The sequence below is a fragment of the Streptomyces wedmorensis genome (genome assembly GCF_000716445.1).
Lineage (GTDB): Bacteria > Actinomycetota > Actinomycetes > Streptomycetales > Streptomycetaceae > Streptomyces > Streptomyces wedmorensis.
Genome location: NZ_JNWK01000034.1, coordinates 51365 through 67248, shown reverse-complemented (window position 1 = coordinate 67248; position 15884 = coordinate 51365). Strand labels below are relative to the sequence as shown.

Below are 15884 nucleotides of genomic sequence, written 5' to 3'. Positions count from 1 at the left end.
CACGACACCCCTCAGCCTTCGCGCACGGCGTACGTCAGGACCTTCTCGCTCAGCAGCTCCTCGATCTCGTCGAGGAGGACGAGGGCCTCGCGGGAGACGGTGGTCGCCTTGCGCCCGGCGGTCATCTCACCGGTGATGTAGCCGACGACGGCGCTCTCGATCCAGGCGAGCTGGCCGCCGACGAGCAGCGGCAGCGGGTCGTCGGGGGCAGCGCCGGTCTCCTCCCGCAGGGTGGTCACGACGGCCTCGTGGACCTGTTCCCGGAGGTGGAAGAGGCGGGCCTTGAGGGTGGGCGCGTGCTCGATGACGTTCATGAAGGCGTCGAAGCCGTCCATGAGCCCGTACGCGGGCGACACGGCCCCGATGTCCTGGCGGAGCTCGCGCAGGACGGCCTGGGCGGCGGACTCGCCGCGGTCGCGGCCGCGGATCATCCGGGCGAGGCGCTGGGTGACGCCGTCCATCCGGTCCAGGAAGAGGTCCTCCTTGGCCGGGAAGTAGTTGTAGACGGTGTTGACGGAGACGTCCGCCGCCTCGGCGACGTCGGCGACGGTCACGGCCACGAAGCCGCGCTCCAGGAAGAGCCCGGTCGCGATGTCCGAGATCCGCTGCTTCGTCTCGCGCTTCTTGCGTTCCCTGAGTCCCTCGGCCATGCCCACATCCTAGACTCCCTGAAATTTTGAGCCCTCCAAAAATTTGGTGGCATTGCAAAATTGCAGTGACTCTGTTTTTGTAGTCGCTATGCCCATCATCAGTACGACCGGGCTCGCCCGGACCTTCCCCGGCAGGAACGGCCCCGTGGAGGCCGTCCGCGGGATCGACCTGACCGTCCGGCCAGGCGAGATCCTCGGACTCCTCGGCCCCAACGGCGCCGGCAAGACGACCACCCTCCGCATGCTCACGACCCTGCTCCCGCCCACCGCCGGCGCCGCCACCGTCGCCGGCCACGACCTCCTCAAGGACCCCGCGGCCGTCCGCCGCCGCATCGGGTACGTCGCCCAGTCCGGCGGGCTCGACCCCCAGGAGACGGTCCGCTCCGAGCTCGTCCTCCAGGGCAGGCTCCACGGCCTCGACCGCACCCGCGCGACCGCCCGCGCCGAGGAACTCGCGGCGGAGCTGCACCTCACGGAACTGCTCGACCGGCCGACCCCGGCCCTCTCCGGCGGCCAGCGCCGCCGCCTCGACCTCGCGATGGGGCTCACCCACCGGCCGGAGATCCTCTTCCTCGACGAGCCGACGACCGGCCTCGACCCCGGCAGCCGCGCCGACCTGTGGGCCCTGGTGCGGCGGCTGCGCGACGAATTCGGCACGACCGTCGTCCTCACCACGCACTACCTGGACGAGGCCGACGCGCTCGCCGACCGGCTCGTGATCGTGGACAAGGGCACGGTCGTCGCCGAGGGCAGCCCCGCCGCCCTCAAGGCCGAGCACGGCGCGGCCACCCTCCAGGACGCCTTCCTCGCCATCACCGGGCGCGGCCCGGCCCCCGTCGACACCACTCCCGTAGCCGTCTAGGACCCCTGATGCTTCTCCACGACAGCGCGCTGCTCTTCGGGCGCTACGCCCGCCAGACCCTGCGCTCCCCGTTCCAGATCTTCTTCGGCGCCCTGATGCCGCTGCTGTACCTGTTCCTCTTCGGGCCGCTGCTCACCGATCTCCCGCTGGGCCGCGAGGGCGACTCCTGGCAGATCCTCGTCCCCGGCCTGCTGCTCCAACTCGGGCTCTTCGGCGCCTCGTTCGCCGGATTCTCGATCATCCTGGAGAAGAACTGGGGCGTGTTCGACCGGATGCGGGTCACGCCCGTGAGCCGCCTCGCGCTGCTGCTCGGCCGGGTCCTGCGGGACGCCGCGCTCTTCGTCTTCCAGGCGGTGCTGCTCGTCCTGGTGGCCGTTCCCATGGGCCTCAGGGCGCCGCTCGCCGGGATCCTGATCGGCTTCGGCTTCGTCGCCCTGCTCTCCGCCGCGCTCGCCTCGCTCTCGTACGCGCTCGCCCTGAAACTGCGCACCCCGCAGGAGTTCGGACCCGCGATCAACACGCTCGCGATGCCGGCGATGCTGCTGTCGGGCCTGATGCTGCCGATGACCCTCGCCCCCGGCTGGCTGGACGTCCTGTCCCGCCTGATGCCGTTCCGCTATCTGGTGGACGCGGTCCGGGAGGCGTACATCGGCCACTACACGACCCCGGCCATGCTGTACGGGCTCCTCGTCGCCCTCGCGGTGACGGCGATCGCCGTGACGGTCGGCACACGGACGTTCCGGAGCGCCGGTGCGTAACTAGGCTGGTCCCATGGTCAATCTGACGCGCATCTACACCCGTACCGGCGACCAGGGCACCACGGCCCTCGGCGACATGAGCAGGACCGCCAAGACGGACCTGCGGATCTCGGCGTACGCCGACGCCAACGAGGCCAACGCCGCCATCGGCACGGCGATCGCCCTCGGGCAGCTCGACGAAGAGGTCGTGAAGGTCCTCGTCCGCGTGCAGAACGACCTGTTCGACGTCGGCGCGGACCTCTGCACCCCGGTGGTGGAGGACCCGAAGTACCCGCCGCTCCGCGTCGAGCAGGGGTACGTCGACAAGCTGGAGGCCGACTGCGACCGCTTCCTGGAGGACCTGGAGAAGCTCCGCTCCTTCATCCTGCCCGGCGGCACGCCCGGCGCGGCGCTGCTGCACCAGGCGTGCACGGTGGTCCGGCGGGCGGAGCGCTCCACCTGGGCGGCCCTGGAGGTCCACGGCGAGACGATGAACACCCTGACCGCCACGTACCTCAACCGGCTATCCGACCTGCTCTTCATCCTTGCCCGGACGGCGAACAAGGAGGTCGGGGACGTGCTCTGGGTCCCGGGCGGCGACCGCTGATCCGTCCTTCCGGACCGGTTCGCCGTCCTCGGCGGGAGCCTCGCCCTCCGGGGCCTTCTTCGGCCAGATCGCGTACGTGAGCGCGATCAGGCCGTGGATGCCGACCAGCCGCCAGACGCCTCCGACCGAGGCCTCCAGCTTCGAGGTGTCGCCGTCGCTGCCGACGTACCGGATCGCGGCGAGCAGGAGGGCGGTTGCCACGGAGGCCATCACCACCGAGCCGAGCCAGATCCGTCCCTCGTGGCGGGCGCGCGCCATGCCGTACTTCGGCGCCTTCACGGGCGGCGGGCCGCCGCCGAACCGGTGGGCGGCGTGGCCGTCGAGCCACTTCACCGTGCGGTGGCCGTGGCCCACGGTATAGCCGATGTAGAGGGCGGCGAGGCTGTGCCGCCAGGCCGGTTCCGCGCCGTTCTTGAGGTCCATCGCGGTGACGACGAGAAGCAGGATCTCCAGGAGCGGCTCGCAGAGCAGCAGAGCCATGCCCAGTCCGGGCATCCGTAGCAGGTAGCGGGCACCGAGTCCGGCGGCGAGCAGGACCCAGAAGCCGACCTCGCAGACGACGATCAGCGTGACGATCACGACGGTTCCCCTTTCCGTTCCCCCTCAGCGTCCCGTGGGATCCGGCCGCGTTCGTCGTCGCCGGTGACGAAGTACGCCTACATCCTTCGACGGAGGGACGGATCGGCCCGGACGAGGAGGTCGGGGCAGGTACGGGCGTGTTGGATGAGTACGTGACACTCCCCCGACCGCACCGCCTCGACCTGTTCATCGCCCTCTCTGGACTCGCCTGCGGCGTGCTCCTCTGGTCCTTCGGGCTGTACACGACGGGCGACCGCGTCCTCGACCAGCGGTGGGCGGCGCTGGTGCCGCTCGCGGTGATGGCCTCGATGGAGGCGCTGCGGCGGACCCTGCCGCATACGGCGCTGATCGTCGGGACGCTCGCGCTGGTCGCGGACCAGTTCACCAACGGGAACCTGCTGACGGTCCTGATGTTCACGGACATCGTCTACGCGGCCGTCGTGTACGGCTCGCCCTCCCTCGCCCGCCGTGTCCCGTACAGCACCGGACTGATCACGGTCGCCGTGACGGTCGGCTTCCTCGTCTGGTGGCAGAACGCGATCGCCCTGCTCATCGGAGTGATCACGGGCATGATCTCCTTCATGCCCGCGGTGACCGGCTCCATCGTGCGCAACCACCGGGAGGCCGCGGAGGCGGCCCGGCTGCGCGCGGAGCAGACCGCGCTCCTCGCCGAGATGGACCGGACGCAGGCCGTGGTGGCCGAGCGGTCCCGGATGGCGCGCGAGCTGCACGACATGGTGGCGAACCACCTGTCCGCCATCGCGATCCACTCCACGGCCGCGCTCTCGCTCGACGAGCCGGCCACCACCCGGCAGGCGCTGACCGTGATCCGGGAGAACAGCGTCGAGGGCCTCGCCGAGATGCGTCGGCTCATCGGGCTGCTGCGCGACAGCGGCGCGGACACGGAACCGGCCGCGGCGCCGACGCTCGCCGGTCTGGACGCGCTGGTGGCCCAGTCCGCGGCCAACGCCGGGCCGAGCGGCCTCGTCCTCGTCCTCGACGACACGCGGCAGAGCCCGGCCGCGCTCCCGGCGCCGGTGGAGCTGGCCGCGTACCGCATCGTGCAGGAGTCCCTGACGAACGCGCTCAAGCACGCGGCGCCCGGCGAGGTGCGGGTGGCCCTCGGCCAGGACCCGGGCGCGCTGTGGATCCGGGTGACGAGCCCGTACGGGGAGCGCCCCGGCCCGACCGCGCCCGGTTCGGGGGCCGGCCTGGTGGGGATGCGGGAACGGGTGGCGCTGCTCGACGGAGAATTCGAGGCGGGTCCGGTCACGGACGACGGGGGCCGGAAGACGTGGCGGGTCCGGGCGGAACTGCCCGTGGGCGCGAGCGACGAGGAGCGGGTGTGACGGTGCGGGTGGTGGTCGCCGAGGACCAGTCGGCGGTACGGGCGGGGCTGGTGCTCATCCTGGGCAGCGCCCCGGACATCGAGGTGGTCGGGGAGGCGGCGGACGGCGAGCGGGCGGTCGAGCTGGCGCGCGAACTGCGGCCCGACCTGGTCCTGATGGACGTGCAGATGCCCCGGATGGACGGCGTGACGGCGACGGGGATCGTGGTCGCCGAGGGCCTGGCGGACGTCCTGGTGCTGACCACCTTCGATCTGGACGAGTACGTGTTCGGGGCGCTGCGCGCGGGCGCGGCCGGCTTCCTGCTCAAGAACGCGGACGCGCGCGAGCTGATCGAGGCGGTGCGGACGGTGGCGCGCGGCGAGGGCCTGATCGCCCCGGCGGTGACGCGGCGGCTCATCGCGGAGTTCGCCGCGACCGGCCGCCCGCCGCGTACGGAGCGGGGCAAGGACCCGGCCGTGCTGGACGTCCTGACGCCCCGGGAGCGGGAGGTGTTGTCGGCGCTGGGCGGCGGGCTGTCGAACGCGGAGATCGCGGTACGGCTCGACATGGCGGAGGCGACGGTGAAGACGCACGTCAGCAAGGTGCTGGGCAAGCTGCGACTGCGGAGCAGGGTCCAAGCGGCCGTGCTGGCGCAGGAGTTGGGGGTCTGACCGAAGAACGGCGACGTTGGTCTGGACCTCTTGACGATTGGTCCAGACCTTCCTACGCTCGCGGGGCGCGCGCATCTTCACGGACCACCCCCACCTTGTCCGTCCGCAACTTGAGGAGCACCGTTGAGCACTCAAGCACCGACGCGCAGATCAGGGTTCAGACACCGGGCCGCCGCCGGCCTGACCGCCCTGATCCTGCCGCTGGCCGCCATGGTCGGCCTCGCCACCCCCGCCGAAGCCGCCACCTCGGCCACGGCGACCTACACGAAGACGTCCGACTGGGGCACCGGCTTCGGCGCCAACTGGACCATCAAGAACACCGGCACCACCACCATCAGCTCCTGGACCGTCGAGTGGGACTACCCCGCCGGCACCTCGGTCACCTCCGCCTGGGACGCCACCGTCACCAGCTCCGGCACCCACTGGACCGCCAAGAACGTCGGCTGGAACGGCACCCTCGCCCCCGGCGCCTCCGTCTCCTTCGGCTACAACGGCGCCGGCCCCGGCGCGCCCAGCGGCTGTAAGATCAACGGCGCCGCCTGCGACGGCACCTCCCAGCCGGGCGACAACCCGCCCTCGGCCCCCGGCACCCCGGTCGCCTCCAACATCACCGACACCTCGGCGAAGCTGACCTGGACCGCCGCGACCGACGACAAGGGCATCAAGAACTACGACGTCCTGCGCGACGGCACGAAGGTCGCCACGGTCACCGGCCTCACCCACACCGACCAGGGCCTGACCGCCGGCACCGACTACAGCTACACGGTCGTCGCCCGCGACACCATCGACCAGACCGGCCCCGCCGCCGGCCCGGTCGCCGTCCACACCACCGGCGGCGGCGGGGGCAACCCCCTCCCCAACGCCGTGAAGATGGGCTACTTCACCAACTGGGGCGTCTACGGCCGCAACTACCACGTGAAGAACATCGTGACCTCGGGCTCCGCGTCCAAGATCACCCACATCAACTATGCCTTCGGTAACGTCACGGGCGGCAAGTGCACCATCGGCGACGCCTACGCCGACTACGACAAGGCCTACACCGCCGACCAGTCCGTCGACGGCGTCGCCGACACCTGGGACCAGCCGCTGCGCGGCAACTTCAACCAGCTCCGCAAGCTGAAGAAGGCGTACCCGAACATCAAGGTCCTGTGGTCCTTCGGCGGCTGGACCTGGTCCGGCGGCTTCGGCCAGGCCGTGCAGAACCCGACCGCCTTCGCCCAGTCCTGCTACGACCTGGTCGAGGACCCGCGCTGGGCCGACGTCTTCGACGGCATCGACCTGGACTGGGAGTACCCGAACGCCTGCGGCCTCTCCTGCGACACCAGCGGCGCCGCCTCCTTCAAGAACATGATGCAGGCCATGCGCGCCAAGTTCGGTGCGAACAACCTCGTCACCGCGGCCGTCACGGCCGACGCCTCCGCCGGCGGCAAGATCGACGCCGCCGACTACGCGGGCGCAGCGCAGTACATGAACTGGTTCAACGTCATGACGTACGACTTCTTCGGCGCCTGGGCGGCGCAGGGCCCGACGGCCCCGCACTCCCCGCTCACCTCCTACGCCGGCATCCCGCAGGCGGGCTTCAACTCCGCCGAGGCGATCGCCAAGTTCAAGGCGAAGGGCGTCCCGGCCAACAAGCTGCTGCTCGGCATCGGCTTCTACGGCCGCGGCTGGACCGGCGTCACCCAGTCCGCCCCCGGCGGCACGGCGACGGGCCCGGCGGCGGGCACGTACGAGCAGGGCATCGAGGACTACAAGGTCCTCAAGAACTCCTGCCCGGCCAACGGCACCGTCGCGGGCACCGCGTACGCCCACTGCGGCACGAACTGGTGGAGCTACGACACCCCCGCCACCGTGACCTCCAAGATGAGCTGGGCCAAGAACCAGGGCCTCGGCGGAGCCTTCTTCTGGGAGTTCAGCGGTGACACCGGCAACGGCGAGCTCGTCGGCGCCATCAACACCGGCCTGAACTAGCCACCACGGGGAGACGCCGAAGCGGGGGACGGTGCAGCACACCATCCCCCGCTTCTCACGTACTAGGCCACGTTCACTCGCTGGCCGGGAGGCGCCGCCTCCAGCCAAGCCATGAAACCGGTGCGGGCGTCCTCGCTCATCGCGAGCTCCAGACGCACCCCCTCGTACATGCAGGGCTGGATCACCGCGTCGGAGAGCAGCGCGAGCTCCTCCTCGCCCTCCGGCATCCGGCGCTCAAGCGCCACGATGGACGAACGCTCCAGGATCCGGCGCGGGCGGGGCGCGTACGAGAAGACTCGGAACCAGGCGATCTCGTCACCGCTGTAGCGGGCGACGCCGTACACCCAGCCCTTGCCGGTCGGGTCCGGTTCGTCGGGGACGTCCCAGCGCAGGGAACAGTCGAAGGTGCCGCCGGCACGCTGGATCAGTCTCCGGCGCAAGCCGAAGACGAAGAGCCCGATCACCACCAGTGCGACGACCAGGCCGCACACGAGCAGAGCGAGGAACATCTTCACCGACCTCCTCGCTGCGTCCCGTAGCCGGCGCGACCGGCCGAACCGAATACAACCTGCATATGCATCGCCTCAGCCGCGGCACGTTCCGGAAGGTTCCGGACCGTGCCGCGGCTGAGGGCACTACCAGTCGGTGCGGACCGTCAGCGGACCGACACCGCGCGCAGCCGGACATCGGCGCGCCGCTCGGCGGCGGCGTCGGAGTCCGACTTCGCACGCTCCAGCGCGCGCTCGGCGCGCTGGGCGTCGATCTCGTCCGCCAGCTCGCAGATCTCCGCGAGCAGAGACAGCTTGTCGTCGGCGAACGAGATGAATCCGCCGTGGACGGCGGCGACGACAGTCCCGCCCTCGCTCGTACGGATGGTCACCGGGCCCGACTCCAGCACACCGAGCAGCGGCTGGTGGCCGGGCATGACGCCGATGTCGCCGGAGGTGGTACGCGCGATGACCAGGGTGGCCTCGCCGGACCAGACACTCCGGTCCGCGGCGACCAGCTCGACGTGCAGCTCAGCAGCCAAGGGTGGCTCCTCGGGTCACCACCCGGCGGTCGTGCCGGGTGTTGGGGTCAATTCTAGTGGGCGTGGTGAGGGGGGCGGGACGGATCCCACCCCCCTCGGGCGAGCACGGGGCTCAGGAGACGCCGAGCTCCTTGGCGTTGTTCTTGAGGTCCTCAAGGCCACCGCACATGAAGAACGCCTGCTCGGGGAAGTGGTCGTACTCACCGTCGCAGATCGCGTTGAACGCGGCGATCGACTCGTCGAGCGGAACGTCCGAACCGTCCACACCGGTGAACTGCTTCGCCGCGTGGGTGTTCTGGGACAGGAAGCGCTCGACACGGCGGGCGCGGTGGACAACGAGCTTGTCCTCCTCGCTCAGCTCGTCGATACCGAGGATCGCGATGATGTCCTGGAGGTCCTTGTACTTCTGCAGGATTCCCTTGACGCGCGTGGCGGCGTCGTAGTGGTCCTGCGCGATGTAGCGCGGGTCCAGGATCCGGGACGTGGAGTCCAGCGGGTCCACGGCCGGGTAGATGCCCTTCTCGGAGATCGGACGGGAGAGAACCGTCGTCGCGTCGAGGTGGGCGAAGGTGGTGGCCGGAGCCGGGTCGGTCAGGTCGTCCGCGGGGACGTAGATCGCCTGCATCGAGGTGATCGAGTGACCACGGGTCGACGTGATGCGCTCCTGGAGGAGACCCATCTCGTCGGCCAGGTTCGGCTGGTAACCCACCGCGGAGGGCATGCGGCCGAGCAGCGTGGAGACCTCGGAACCGGCCTGGGTGAAGCGGAAGATGTTGTCGATGAAGAACAGCACGTCCTGCTTCTGCACATCGCGGAAGTACTCCGCCATGGTCAGACCGGCGAGGGCCACGCGCAGACGGGTGCCCGGGGGCTCGTCCATCTGGCCGAAGACCAGCGCGGTCTTGTCGAGAACGCCGGCCTCCTCCATCTCGACCATGAGGTCGTTGCCCTCACGGGTGCGCTCGCCGACGCCCGCGAAGACGGAGACACCGTCGTGCAGCTTGGCCACACGGACGATCATCTCCTGGATCAGAACGGTCTTGCCGACACCGGCACCACCGAACAGACCGATCTTTCCACCCTTGACGTACGGGGTGAGGAGGTCGACGACCTTCAGGCCGGTCTCGAACATCTCGGTCTTGGACTCGAGCTGGTCGAAGGCCGGGGCCTTGCGGTGGATCGTCCAGCGCGGCGCGTCGGCCACGGTCGACTCGTCGGCGTTCAGCACCTGGCCCAGCGTGTTGAACACGCGACCCTTGGTGGAGTCACCGACGGGGACGGTGATGCCCGTGCCCGTGTCGGTCACCGGGGCCTGGCGGACCAGACCGTCGGTGGGCTGCATCGAGATGGTGCGGACGACGCCGTCACCGAGGTGCTGGGCGACCTCGAGGGTCAGCGTCTTGGTCGCGCCCTCCTCGGCCGGGTCCGGAACCTCGACGTTCAGCGCGTTGTAGATCTCCGGCATCGCGTCGACGGGGAACTCCACGTCGACGACCGGGCCGATGACCCGGGCGACGCGGCCCGTGGCGGCGGCCGTCTCAACAGTGGTCGTCATTACTTGTCACTCCCCGCGGTCGCGTCGGCCAGGGCTGCGGTGCCACCGACGATCTCGCTGATTTCCTGGGTGATTTCGGCCTGGCGGGCCGCGTTGGCAAGTCGGGAGAGGTTGTTGATCAAGTCTCCCGCGTTGTCGGTCGCCGACTTCATCGCGCGCCGCGTGGCGGCGTGCTTGGAGGCAGCCGACTGGAGCAGCGCGTTGTAGATCCGGCTCTCGACGTACCGAGGCAGCAGGGCGTCGAGGACGTCCTCCGCCGACGGCTCGAAGTCGTACAGCGGACGGAGCGTGTCCGTGTCGCCGGCCTCCTTCGCCACCTCGTCGAGGCTGAGGGGCAGCAGCCGGGCCTCGACCGCCGTCTGCGTCATCATCGAGACGAACTCGGTGTAGACGATGTGGAGCTCGTCCACGCCGCCCTCCGCCGTGTCCTTCTCGATCGCCTCGATCAGCGGAGTCGCGATCGTCTTGGCGTCGCCGTACGACGGCTGGTCCGTGAACCCGGTCCACGTGCCGGCCAGCTTCCGCTCACGGAAGTTGTAGTGCGCGATGCCACGACGGCCGACGACGTAGATCGTGACCTCGCGACCTTCCGCCTCGAGCTTCGCCGTCAGCTTCTCCGCCGCCTTGATGGCGTTGGAGTTGAAGGCACCGGCCAGACCGCGGTCGCTCGAGAGGAGCAGGACCGCGGCGCGGACCGGGTTCTCCGCCTCGGTGGTCAGCGGGTGCTTGTCGTTCGCACCCGTGGCCACCGCCGTGACCGCGCGCGTCAGCTCGGTCGCGTACGGAGTCGACGCCTGCACCTTGCGCTGCGCCTTGACGACACGCGAGGCGGCGATCATCTCCATCGCCTTGGTGATCTTCTTCGTCGCGGTGACGGATTTGATGCGACGCTTGTAGACCCGGAGCTGCGCTCCCATGAGTCAGGTCCCTTCCGTCGTCACTTCGAGACGTTGACGGCGGCAGGAGCGTCCTCGCCCAGCAGCTTGCCGTCAGAGGTCTCGAACTGCTTCTTGAACTCCGCGATGGCGTCACCGACGGACTGCAGGGTGTCGTCGGACATCTTGCCGCCCTCACGGATGGAGGTCATGAGACCCGAGTGGTTCTGGCGCAGGTACGCCAGGAGCTCGGCCTCGAAGCGGCGGATGTCGGCGACCGGGACGTCGTCCATCTTGCCGGTGGTGCCGGCCCAGACGGAGACGACCTGGTTCTCGGTCGGCATGGGCTGGTACTGAGCCTGCTTGAGCAGCTCGACCATGCGCTGACCGCGCTCCAGCTGCGCCTTCGACGCGGCGTCCAGGTCGGAACCGAAGGCGGCGAACGCCTCGAGCTCACGGAACTGGGCCAGGTCGACACGGAGGCGACCGGAGATCTGCTTCATCGCCTTGTGCTGGGCGGAGCCACCGACACGGGAGACCGAGATACCGACGTTCAGGGCCGGACGCTGGCCGGCGTTGAACAGGTCGGACTCCAGGAAGCACTGGCCGTCGGTGATGGAGATGACGTTGGTCGGGATGAACGCCGACACGTCGTTCGCCTTGGTCTCGACGATCGGCAGACCGGTCATCGAACCGGCACCGAGCTCGTCCGAGAGCTTCGCGCAGCGCTCGAGGAGACGCGAGTGCAGGTAGAAGACGTCACCCGGGTAGGCCTCACGGCCCGGCGGGCGGCGCAGCAGCAGCGACACGGCGCGGTAGGCGTCGGCCTGCTTCGACAGGTCGTCGAAGACGATCAGGACGTGCTTGCCCTGGTACATCCAGTGCTGACCGATGGCGGAACCGGTGTACGGCGCCAGGTACTTGAAGCCGGCCGGGTCGGACGCCGGGGCGGCGACGATCGTCGTGTACTCGAGCGCACCGGCCTCTTCCAGGGCGCCGCGAACGGACGCGATGGTCGAGCCCTTCTGGCCGACGGCGACGTAGATGCAGCGGACCTGCTTGTTCACGTCGCCCGAGCGCCAGTTGTCGCGCTGGTTGATGATCGTGTCGATGCACAGCGCGGTCTTGCCGGTCTGGCGGTCGCCGATGATCAGCTGACGCTGGCCGCGGCCGACCGGCGTCATGGCGTCGACGGCCTTGTAGCCGGTCTCCATCGGCTCGTGCACCGACTTACGGGCCATAACGCCCGGGGCCTGCAGCTCGAGGGCGCGGCGGCCCTCGGTCGCGATCTCGCCGAGACCGTCGATCGGGTTACCGAGCGGGTCGACGACGCGACCCAGGTAGCCCTCACCGACACCGACGGAGAGGACCTCGCCGGTGCGCTGCACCGACTGACCCTCCTCGATGCCGCTGAACTCGCCGAGGACGATCGCGCCGATCTCGCGCTCTTCGAGGTTCAGGGCGAGACCGAGGGTCCCGTCCTCGAACTTCAGCAGCTCGTTCGCCATGGCCGAGGGAAGACCCTCGACCTTCGCGATACCGTCACCGGCCAGGCTGACCGTGCCGACCTCCTCGCGCGAGGCCGCGTCCGGCTGGTACGACTGGACGAAGTTCTCCAGTGCGTCCCGGATCTCCTCCGGCCGGATCGTGAGCTCCGCCATCTGGGTTCCCTGCTCTCCTTGTTGGGCCCGAAGTTTCTTAAGGGGTCTGGGGGCCGACCCCCAGGAATCTTCTGCAATCTCTGCACGGCCCAACCGGGCCGCTGGTGATGCTGTGTAGCTGTGTGCTGCGGTGGCTGCCGTCAGCCGGCCAGTCGGCGGGTCGCCTCGTCGAGGCGCTCGGCGATGGAGCCGTTGATGACCTCGTCGCCGACCTGCACGGTGATCCCGCCGAGGACCGCGGGGTCCACGTCCAGGTTCAGGTGCATCTGGCGGCCGTACAGCTTGGCCAGGACGGCACCGAGGCGCTGCTTCTGCTGGTCGGACAGCGGCACCGCCGAGGTGACGACGGCGACCATCCGGTCCCGGCGCGCCGCGGCGAGCTTGGACAGGGACTCGAGTCCCGCTTCCAGGCTACGTCCCCGGGGCTGGGTCACCAGACGGACGACCAGGCGCTCGGTCGACGCGTGGGCCTTGCCGCCGAGCAGGCTGCGGAGCAGCTCGCCCTTGGCGGTGGCCGTGGCGGCCTTGTCCGTCAGCGCGGAGCGGAGCTCGTTGCTGGAGGACACGATCCGGCCGAAGCGGAACAGCTCGTCCTCGACGCTGTCGAGCGCGCCCGCCTTCTGCGCCGCGGTGAGGTCGGCGATGTTCGCCAGTTCCTCGGTCGCGTCGACCAGGTCACGCGAACGCGACCAGCGGGAACGCACCATGCCCGAGACCAGGTCGACGGTCGCGCCGCCCACCTGACCGCTCAGGAGTCGCTGCGCGAGCTCGGCCTTGGCCTCACCCGACTGTGCGGGGTCGGTCAGGACCCGGCGCAGCGACACCTCGCGGTCGAGCAGCGTGGTGACGGCGGCCAGCTCGTCCGCGAGCTTCGTCGCGTCGGCCGACGTGTTGTCGGTCAGCGCGTCGAGGGACTCACGGGCGGCGGCCAGTGCCTCGCGGCTCGCTCCGTTCATCGGACGGCCTCGGCCTTCTCCTCGAGCTCTTCGAGGAAGCGGTCGATCGTGCGGCTCTGGCGGGCGACGTCCTCGAGGGACTCGCCGACCAGCTTGCCGGCCAGGTCGGTGGCGAGCTTGCCCACGTCCTGACGCAGCGACGCGGACGCGGCCTTGCGGTCGGCCTCGATCTGCGTGTGGCCGGCCGCGATGATCTCCTCGCGCTGGCGCTGGCCCTCCGCCTTCATCTCCTGGATGATCGCGGTGCCCTGCTCCGTCGCCTCCTGGCGAAGACGCGCGGCCTCGTGGCGGGCCTCGGCGAGCTGGGCCTTGTACTGCTCCAGCACACTCTGAGCCTCGATCTGGGCCGACTCGGCCTTCTCGATGCCACCCTCGATGGCCTCGCGGCGCTCTTCCAGAACCTTGTTGATGTTCGGGAGGAGCTTCTTGGCGAGGAAACCGAAGACGATGACGAAGGCGATCAGGCCGATGACGAGCTCGTCGAGATGCGGGATGAGCGGAGGCTGCTCCTCCGCCGCTGCCGCAAGAAGCAGAGCGTTCACATCAGTGCCTTCCGTAAAAGTTGGGCTGTCGGTCCGGCTTACTTGTAGACGAAGCCCATGACGATGCCGATGAGGGCGAGCGCCTCACAGAACGCGAAACCCATGATCTGGTTGGTACGGATCAGGCCGGCCGCCTCGGGCTGACGGGCGAGGGCCTGGGTGCCGTTACCGAAGATGATGCCGACGCCGACGCCGGGGCCGATGGCCGCGAGGCCGTAGCCGATGGAGGCGACGTTTCCGTTGACGGCGGCGAGAGTCTCGAGAGCGGACATGCCGGTTCTTCCTTCTCTTTCAAGGACCCGGTGGGGGTTGGCCACCGGACGACTGTTGGTTTGGGGGGTGGTGCTGCCGGTCAGGGCCGGACTCAGTGGTGCTCGGAGAGCGCGCCCTGGACGTAGCTGCAGGCCAGGAGGACGAAGACGTACGCCTGGACGGCCTGGATGAAGAGCTCGAAGGCGGTCATCACGAGGACCATCACGAACGAGGCGCCGGCGTAGACGAAGCCCAGGCCGTTCATGAGGTACCAGGTGGCAAGCGAGAACATCACGATGAGCAGGTGACCGGCGAACATGTTCGCGAACAGTCGGACCGCGTGCGTGAAGGGCCGGATGAGCAGGTTCGAGAAGAACTCGAGGACGACGACGAGCGGCAGGATCGGGCCGAGCGACTTGTCGTAACCGACGATGTTCTTCCAGCCGCCGACGAAGCCGTGCTTCTTGAAGGTCAGCGAGACCCAGAGCACGTAGACGATCAGCGCGAGTGCGGCCGGGAAGGCGATCAGCGAGGTGACCGGGAACTGGGCCAGCGGGATGATCGACCAGAGGTTGAGCATCCACACGAAGAAGAACAACGACACCATCAGCGGGACGTACTTCTCGCCGTCCTTCTTGCCGATGATCTCGTAGACGATGCCGCGGCGCACGAAGTCGTAACCGGCCTCGCCGACCATCTGCATCTTGCCGGGGATCAGCTTGGGCTTGTTGAAGGCGGCCCAGAAGAACCCGACGACCACGAGCGAACCCAGGATGGCGAGCAGCATCGGCTTGGTGAAGTCGAAGCCACCCACGGAGAAGATGGGCTCGTACATGAACGTGTGCAGGCCCGGCGCCGGGAAGCCACATCCGGTGAAGATGTGGCAATCCGGGTCGAAGGCAAGCGTCTGGTCAGCACTCACCGCGGGCTCCTTCAGCGTGGCGCATAGGTACGGCAACCTCGTTGTGTCGGCGCGGCACGCAGCCGCGGGTCGGCACTGGACTGGTCTTACGGATAAGGGGGCGGCGGTTCGGCATCGAGCCTCGCGCTGGGACAGGCGTCTCGGATGCCCGCGCCCGCAGTGCCGCAGTTGGCACCGGACGATAGCAGGAAGCCGAACGCGGCTTTATCCCGGCCCTACCCTTCACTGCTTCGACCCCGACTTCTCGGGCTCGACATACATGATCTTGGCCTTCATGTAGGCGCGTGCCTGCGCGGCGACCCACACCACGGTCGTCGCCAGAAGGGTGAAGGCGAAGGCCTTGAAGTCGAACAGCGTCGTGTCCTTGAACAAGGCCAGGAAGATGAAGAGCAGCAGCAGTTGGGCTGTGTAGAGCATGAGCCCCATGGCCTGGAAAAGCTGCGGCAGCGACTTAGCCGTCCGCTGGAGCACCACGAGTCCCACACCCATGAAGAGGATCACGACCAGGGTGCCGGCGACGGCGCCGAGCGCACCCTTGCCACCGGCGACCACCCCACTGACGACCGTGGCGATGACGCCGACGGCAGCGGTGGGTACGGCGGTGTGCAGCAGGGTGCGTGCGTCGTTGGACGGCATGGCGGTGTCTCCGCTTTTGATGGAGGGGGCGATGGTGTCGTCATGGACGA

General features: G+C 69.2%; 18 protein-coding genes. 6 read left to right on the top strand and 12 right to left on the bottom strand.

The features are described from left to right. Positions 1-11: 11 nt before the first annotated feature. Complete coding sequence (locus OO54_RS25135) at positions 12-650, bottom strand: TetR/AcrR family transcriptional regulator (RefSeq protein ID WP_033206815.1); 639 nt, start codon at positions 648-650, stop codon at positions 12-14. A gap of 88 nt (positions 651-738) precedes the next feature. On the opposite strand from OO54_RS25135, the gene OO54_RS25130 reads away from it, so the two are divergent. From OO54_RS25130 to OO54_RS25120, 3 genes are read left to right on the top strand one after another with little or no spacing between them, the layout of a single operon-like run. Beyond that, positions 739-1512: an ABC transporter ATP-binding protein gene (locus tag OO54_RS25130; RefSeq protein WP_033206813.1), complete on the top strand. Its 774-nt coding sequence runs from the start codon at positions 739-741 to the stop codon at positions 1510-1512. A gap of 8 nt (positions 1513-1520) precedes the next feature. Next, positions 1521-2270 (top strand): ABC transporter permease, encoded by a 750-nt coding sequence (locus OO54_RS25125; protein WP_033206811.1) that lies wholly within the window; start codon positions 1521-1523, stop codon positions 2268-2270. Positions 2271-2283: 13 nt separating this feature from the next. Then, positions 2284-2856, top strand: coding sequence for a cob(I)yrinic acid a,c-diamide adenosyltransferase (locus tag OO54_RS25120; protein ID WP_033206810.1), 573 nt, complete (start codon positions 2284-2286; stop codon positions 2854-2856). Here OO54_RS25120 and OO54_RS25115 read toward each other — a convergent pair. After that, positions 2773-3435, bottom strand: a complete 663-nt coding sequence (locus OO54_RS25115; protein WP_033206808.1) for a hypothetical protein — start codon at positions 3433-3435, stop codon at positions 2773-2775. The genes OO54_RS25120 and OO54_RS25115 overlap by 84 nt on opposite strands. A gap of 152 nt (positions 3436-3587) precedes the next feature. On the opposite strand from OO54_RS25115, the gene OO54_RS25110 reads away from it, so the two are divergent. The 3 genes from OO54_RS25110 to OO54_RS25100 all read left to right on the top strand — a co-directional run bounded on the left by OO54_RS25110 (position 3588) and on the right by OO54_RS25100 (position 7405). Beyond that, positions 3588-4784 carry a sensor histidine kinase gene (locus OO54_RS25110; protein ID WP_033206805.1) on the top strand — a complete coding sequence of 399 codons (1197 nt, stop codon included), beginning with the start codon at positions 3588-3590 and terminating at the stop codon, positions 4782-4784. Further along, positions 4781-5434, top strand: coding sequence for a response regulator (locus OO54_RS25105; protein ID WP_033206803.1), 654 nt, complete (start codon positions 4781-4783; stop codon positions 5432-5434). The genes OO54_RS25110 and OO54_RS25105 overlap by 4 nt, the downstream gene beginning before the upstream one ends. Before the next feature lie 210 nt (positions 5435-5644). Next, complete coding sequence (locus tag OO54_RS25100) at positions 5645-7405, top strand: glycoside hydrolase family 18 chitinase (RefSeq protein ID WP_033206800.1); 1761 nt, start codon at positions 5645-5647, stop codon at positions 7403-7405. Between the two features lie 62 nt (positions 7406-7467). Here the strand turns inward: OO54_RS25100 and OO54_RS25095 are convergent, their stop codons facing one another. From OO54_RS25095 to OO54_RS25050, 10 genes are all read right to left on the bottom strand, one after another. Continuing rightward, on the bottom strand, positions 7468-7914 hold the full coding sequence (locus OO54_RS25095; RefSeq protein ID WP_033206849.1) for a DUF2550 domain-containing protein: 447 nt from the start codon (positions 7912-7914) through the stop codon (positions 7468-7470). A 146-nt stretch (positions 7915-8060) separates the two neighbouring features. Further along, positions 8061-8435 carry a F0F1 ATP synthase subunit epsilon gene (locus OO54_RS25090; RefSeq protein ID WP_033206798.1) on the bottom strand — a complete coding sequence of 125 codons (375 nt, stop codon included), beginning with the start codon at positions 8433-8435 and terminating at the stop codon, positions 8061-8063. A 112-nt stretch (positions 8436-8547) separates the two neighbouring features. Further along, a complete protein-coding gene (atpD, locus tag OO54_RS25085; RefSeq protein WP_033206795.1) occupies positions 8548-9990 on the bottom strand; it encodes a F0F1 ATP synthase subunit beta in 1443 nt (480 codons plus the stop codon). Further along, complete coding sequence (locus OO54_RS25080) at positions 9990-10907, bottom strand: F0F1 ATP synthase subunit gamma (RefSeq protein WP_033206793.1); 918 nt, start codon at positions 10905-10907, stop codon at positions 9990-9992. The genes atpD and OO54_RS25080 overlap by 1 nt, the downstream gene beginning before the upstream one ends. A 20-nt stretch (positions 10908-10927) precedes the next feature. Continuing rightward, entirely contained in the window at positions 10928-12526 is a 1599-nt protein-coding gene (gene atpA, locus OO54_RS25075) for a F0F1 ATP synthase subunit alpha (RefSeq protein WP_033206791.1), read from the bottom strand. 140 nt (positions 12527-12666) lie between these two features. Continuing rightward, a complete protein-coding gene (locus OO54_RS25070; RefSeq protein WP_017236136.1) occupies positions 12667-13482 on the bottom strand; it encodes a F0F1 ATP synthase subunit delta in 816 nt (271 codons plus the stop codon). Then, positions 13479-14024 carry a F0F1 ATP synthase subunit B gene (locus tag OO54_RS25065; RefSeq protein ID WP_017236137.1) on the bottom strand — a complete coding sequence of 182 codons (546 nt, stop codon included), beginning with the start codon at positions 14022-14024 and terminating at the stop codon, positions 13479-13481. The genes OO54_RS25070 and OO54_RS25065 overlap by 4 nt, the downstream gene beginning before the upstream one ends. Before the next feature lie 38 nt (positions 14025-14062). Beyond that, positions 14063-14296 (bottom strand): ATP synthase F0 subunit C, encoded by a 234-nt coding sequence (gene atpE, locus OO54_RS25060; RefSeq protein WP_010474382.1) that lies wholly within the window; start codon positions 14294-14296, stop codon positions 14063-14065. Between the two features lie 92 nt (positions 14297-14388). Next, positions 14389-15198: a F0F1 ATP synthase subunit A gene (atpB, locus tag OO54_RS25055; protein ID WP_033206787.1), complete on the bottom strand. Its 810-nt coding sequence runs from the start codon at positions 15196-15198 to the stop codon at positions 14389-14391. Between the two features lie 222 nt (positions 15199-15420). Further along, complete coding sequence (locus tag OO54_RS25050; protein ID WP_033206785.1) at positions 15421-15834, bottom strand: Cg1360 family ATP-synthase-associated protein; 414 nt, start codon at positions 15832-15834, stop codon at positions 15421-15423. Between the last annotated feature and the right edge of the window lie 50 nt (positions 15835-15884).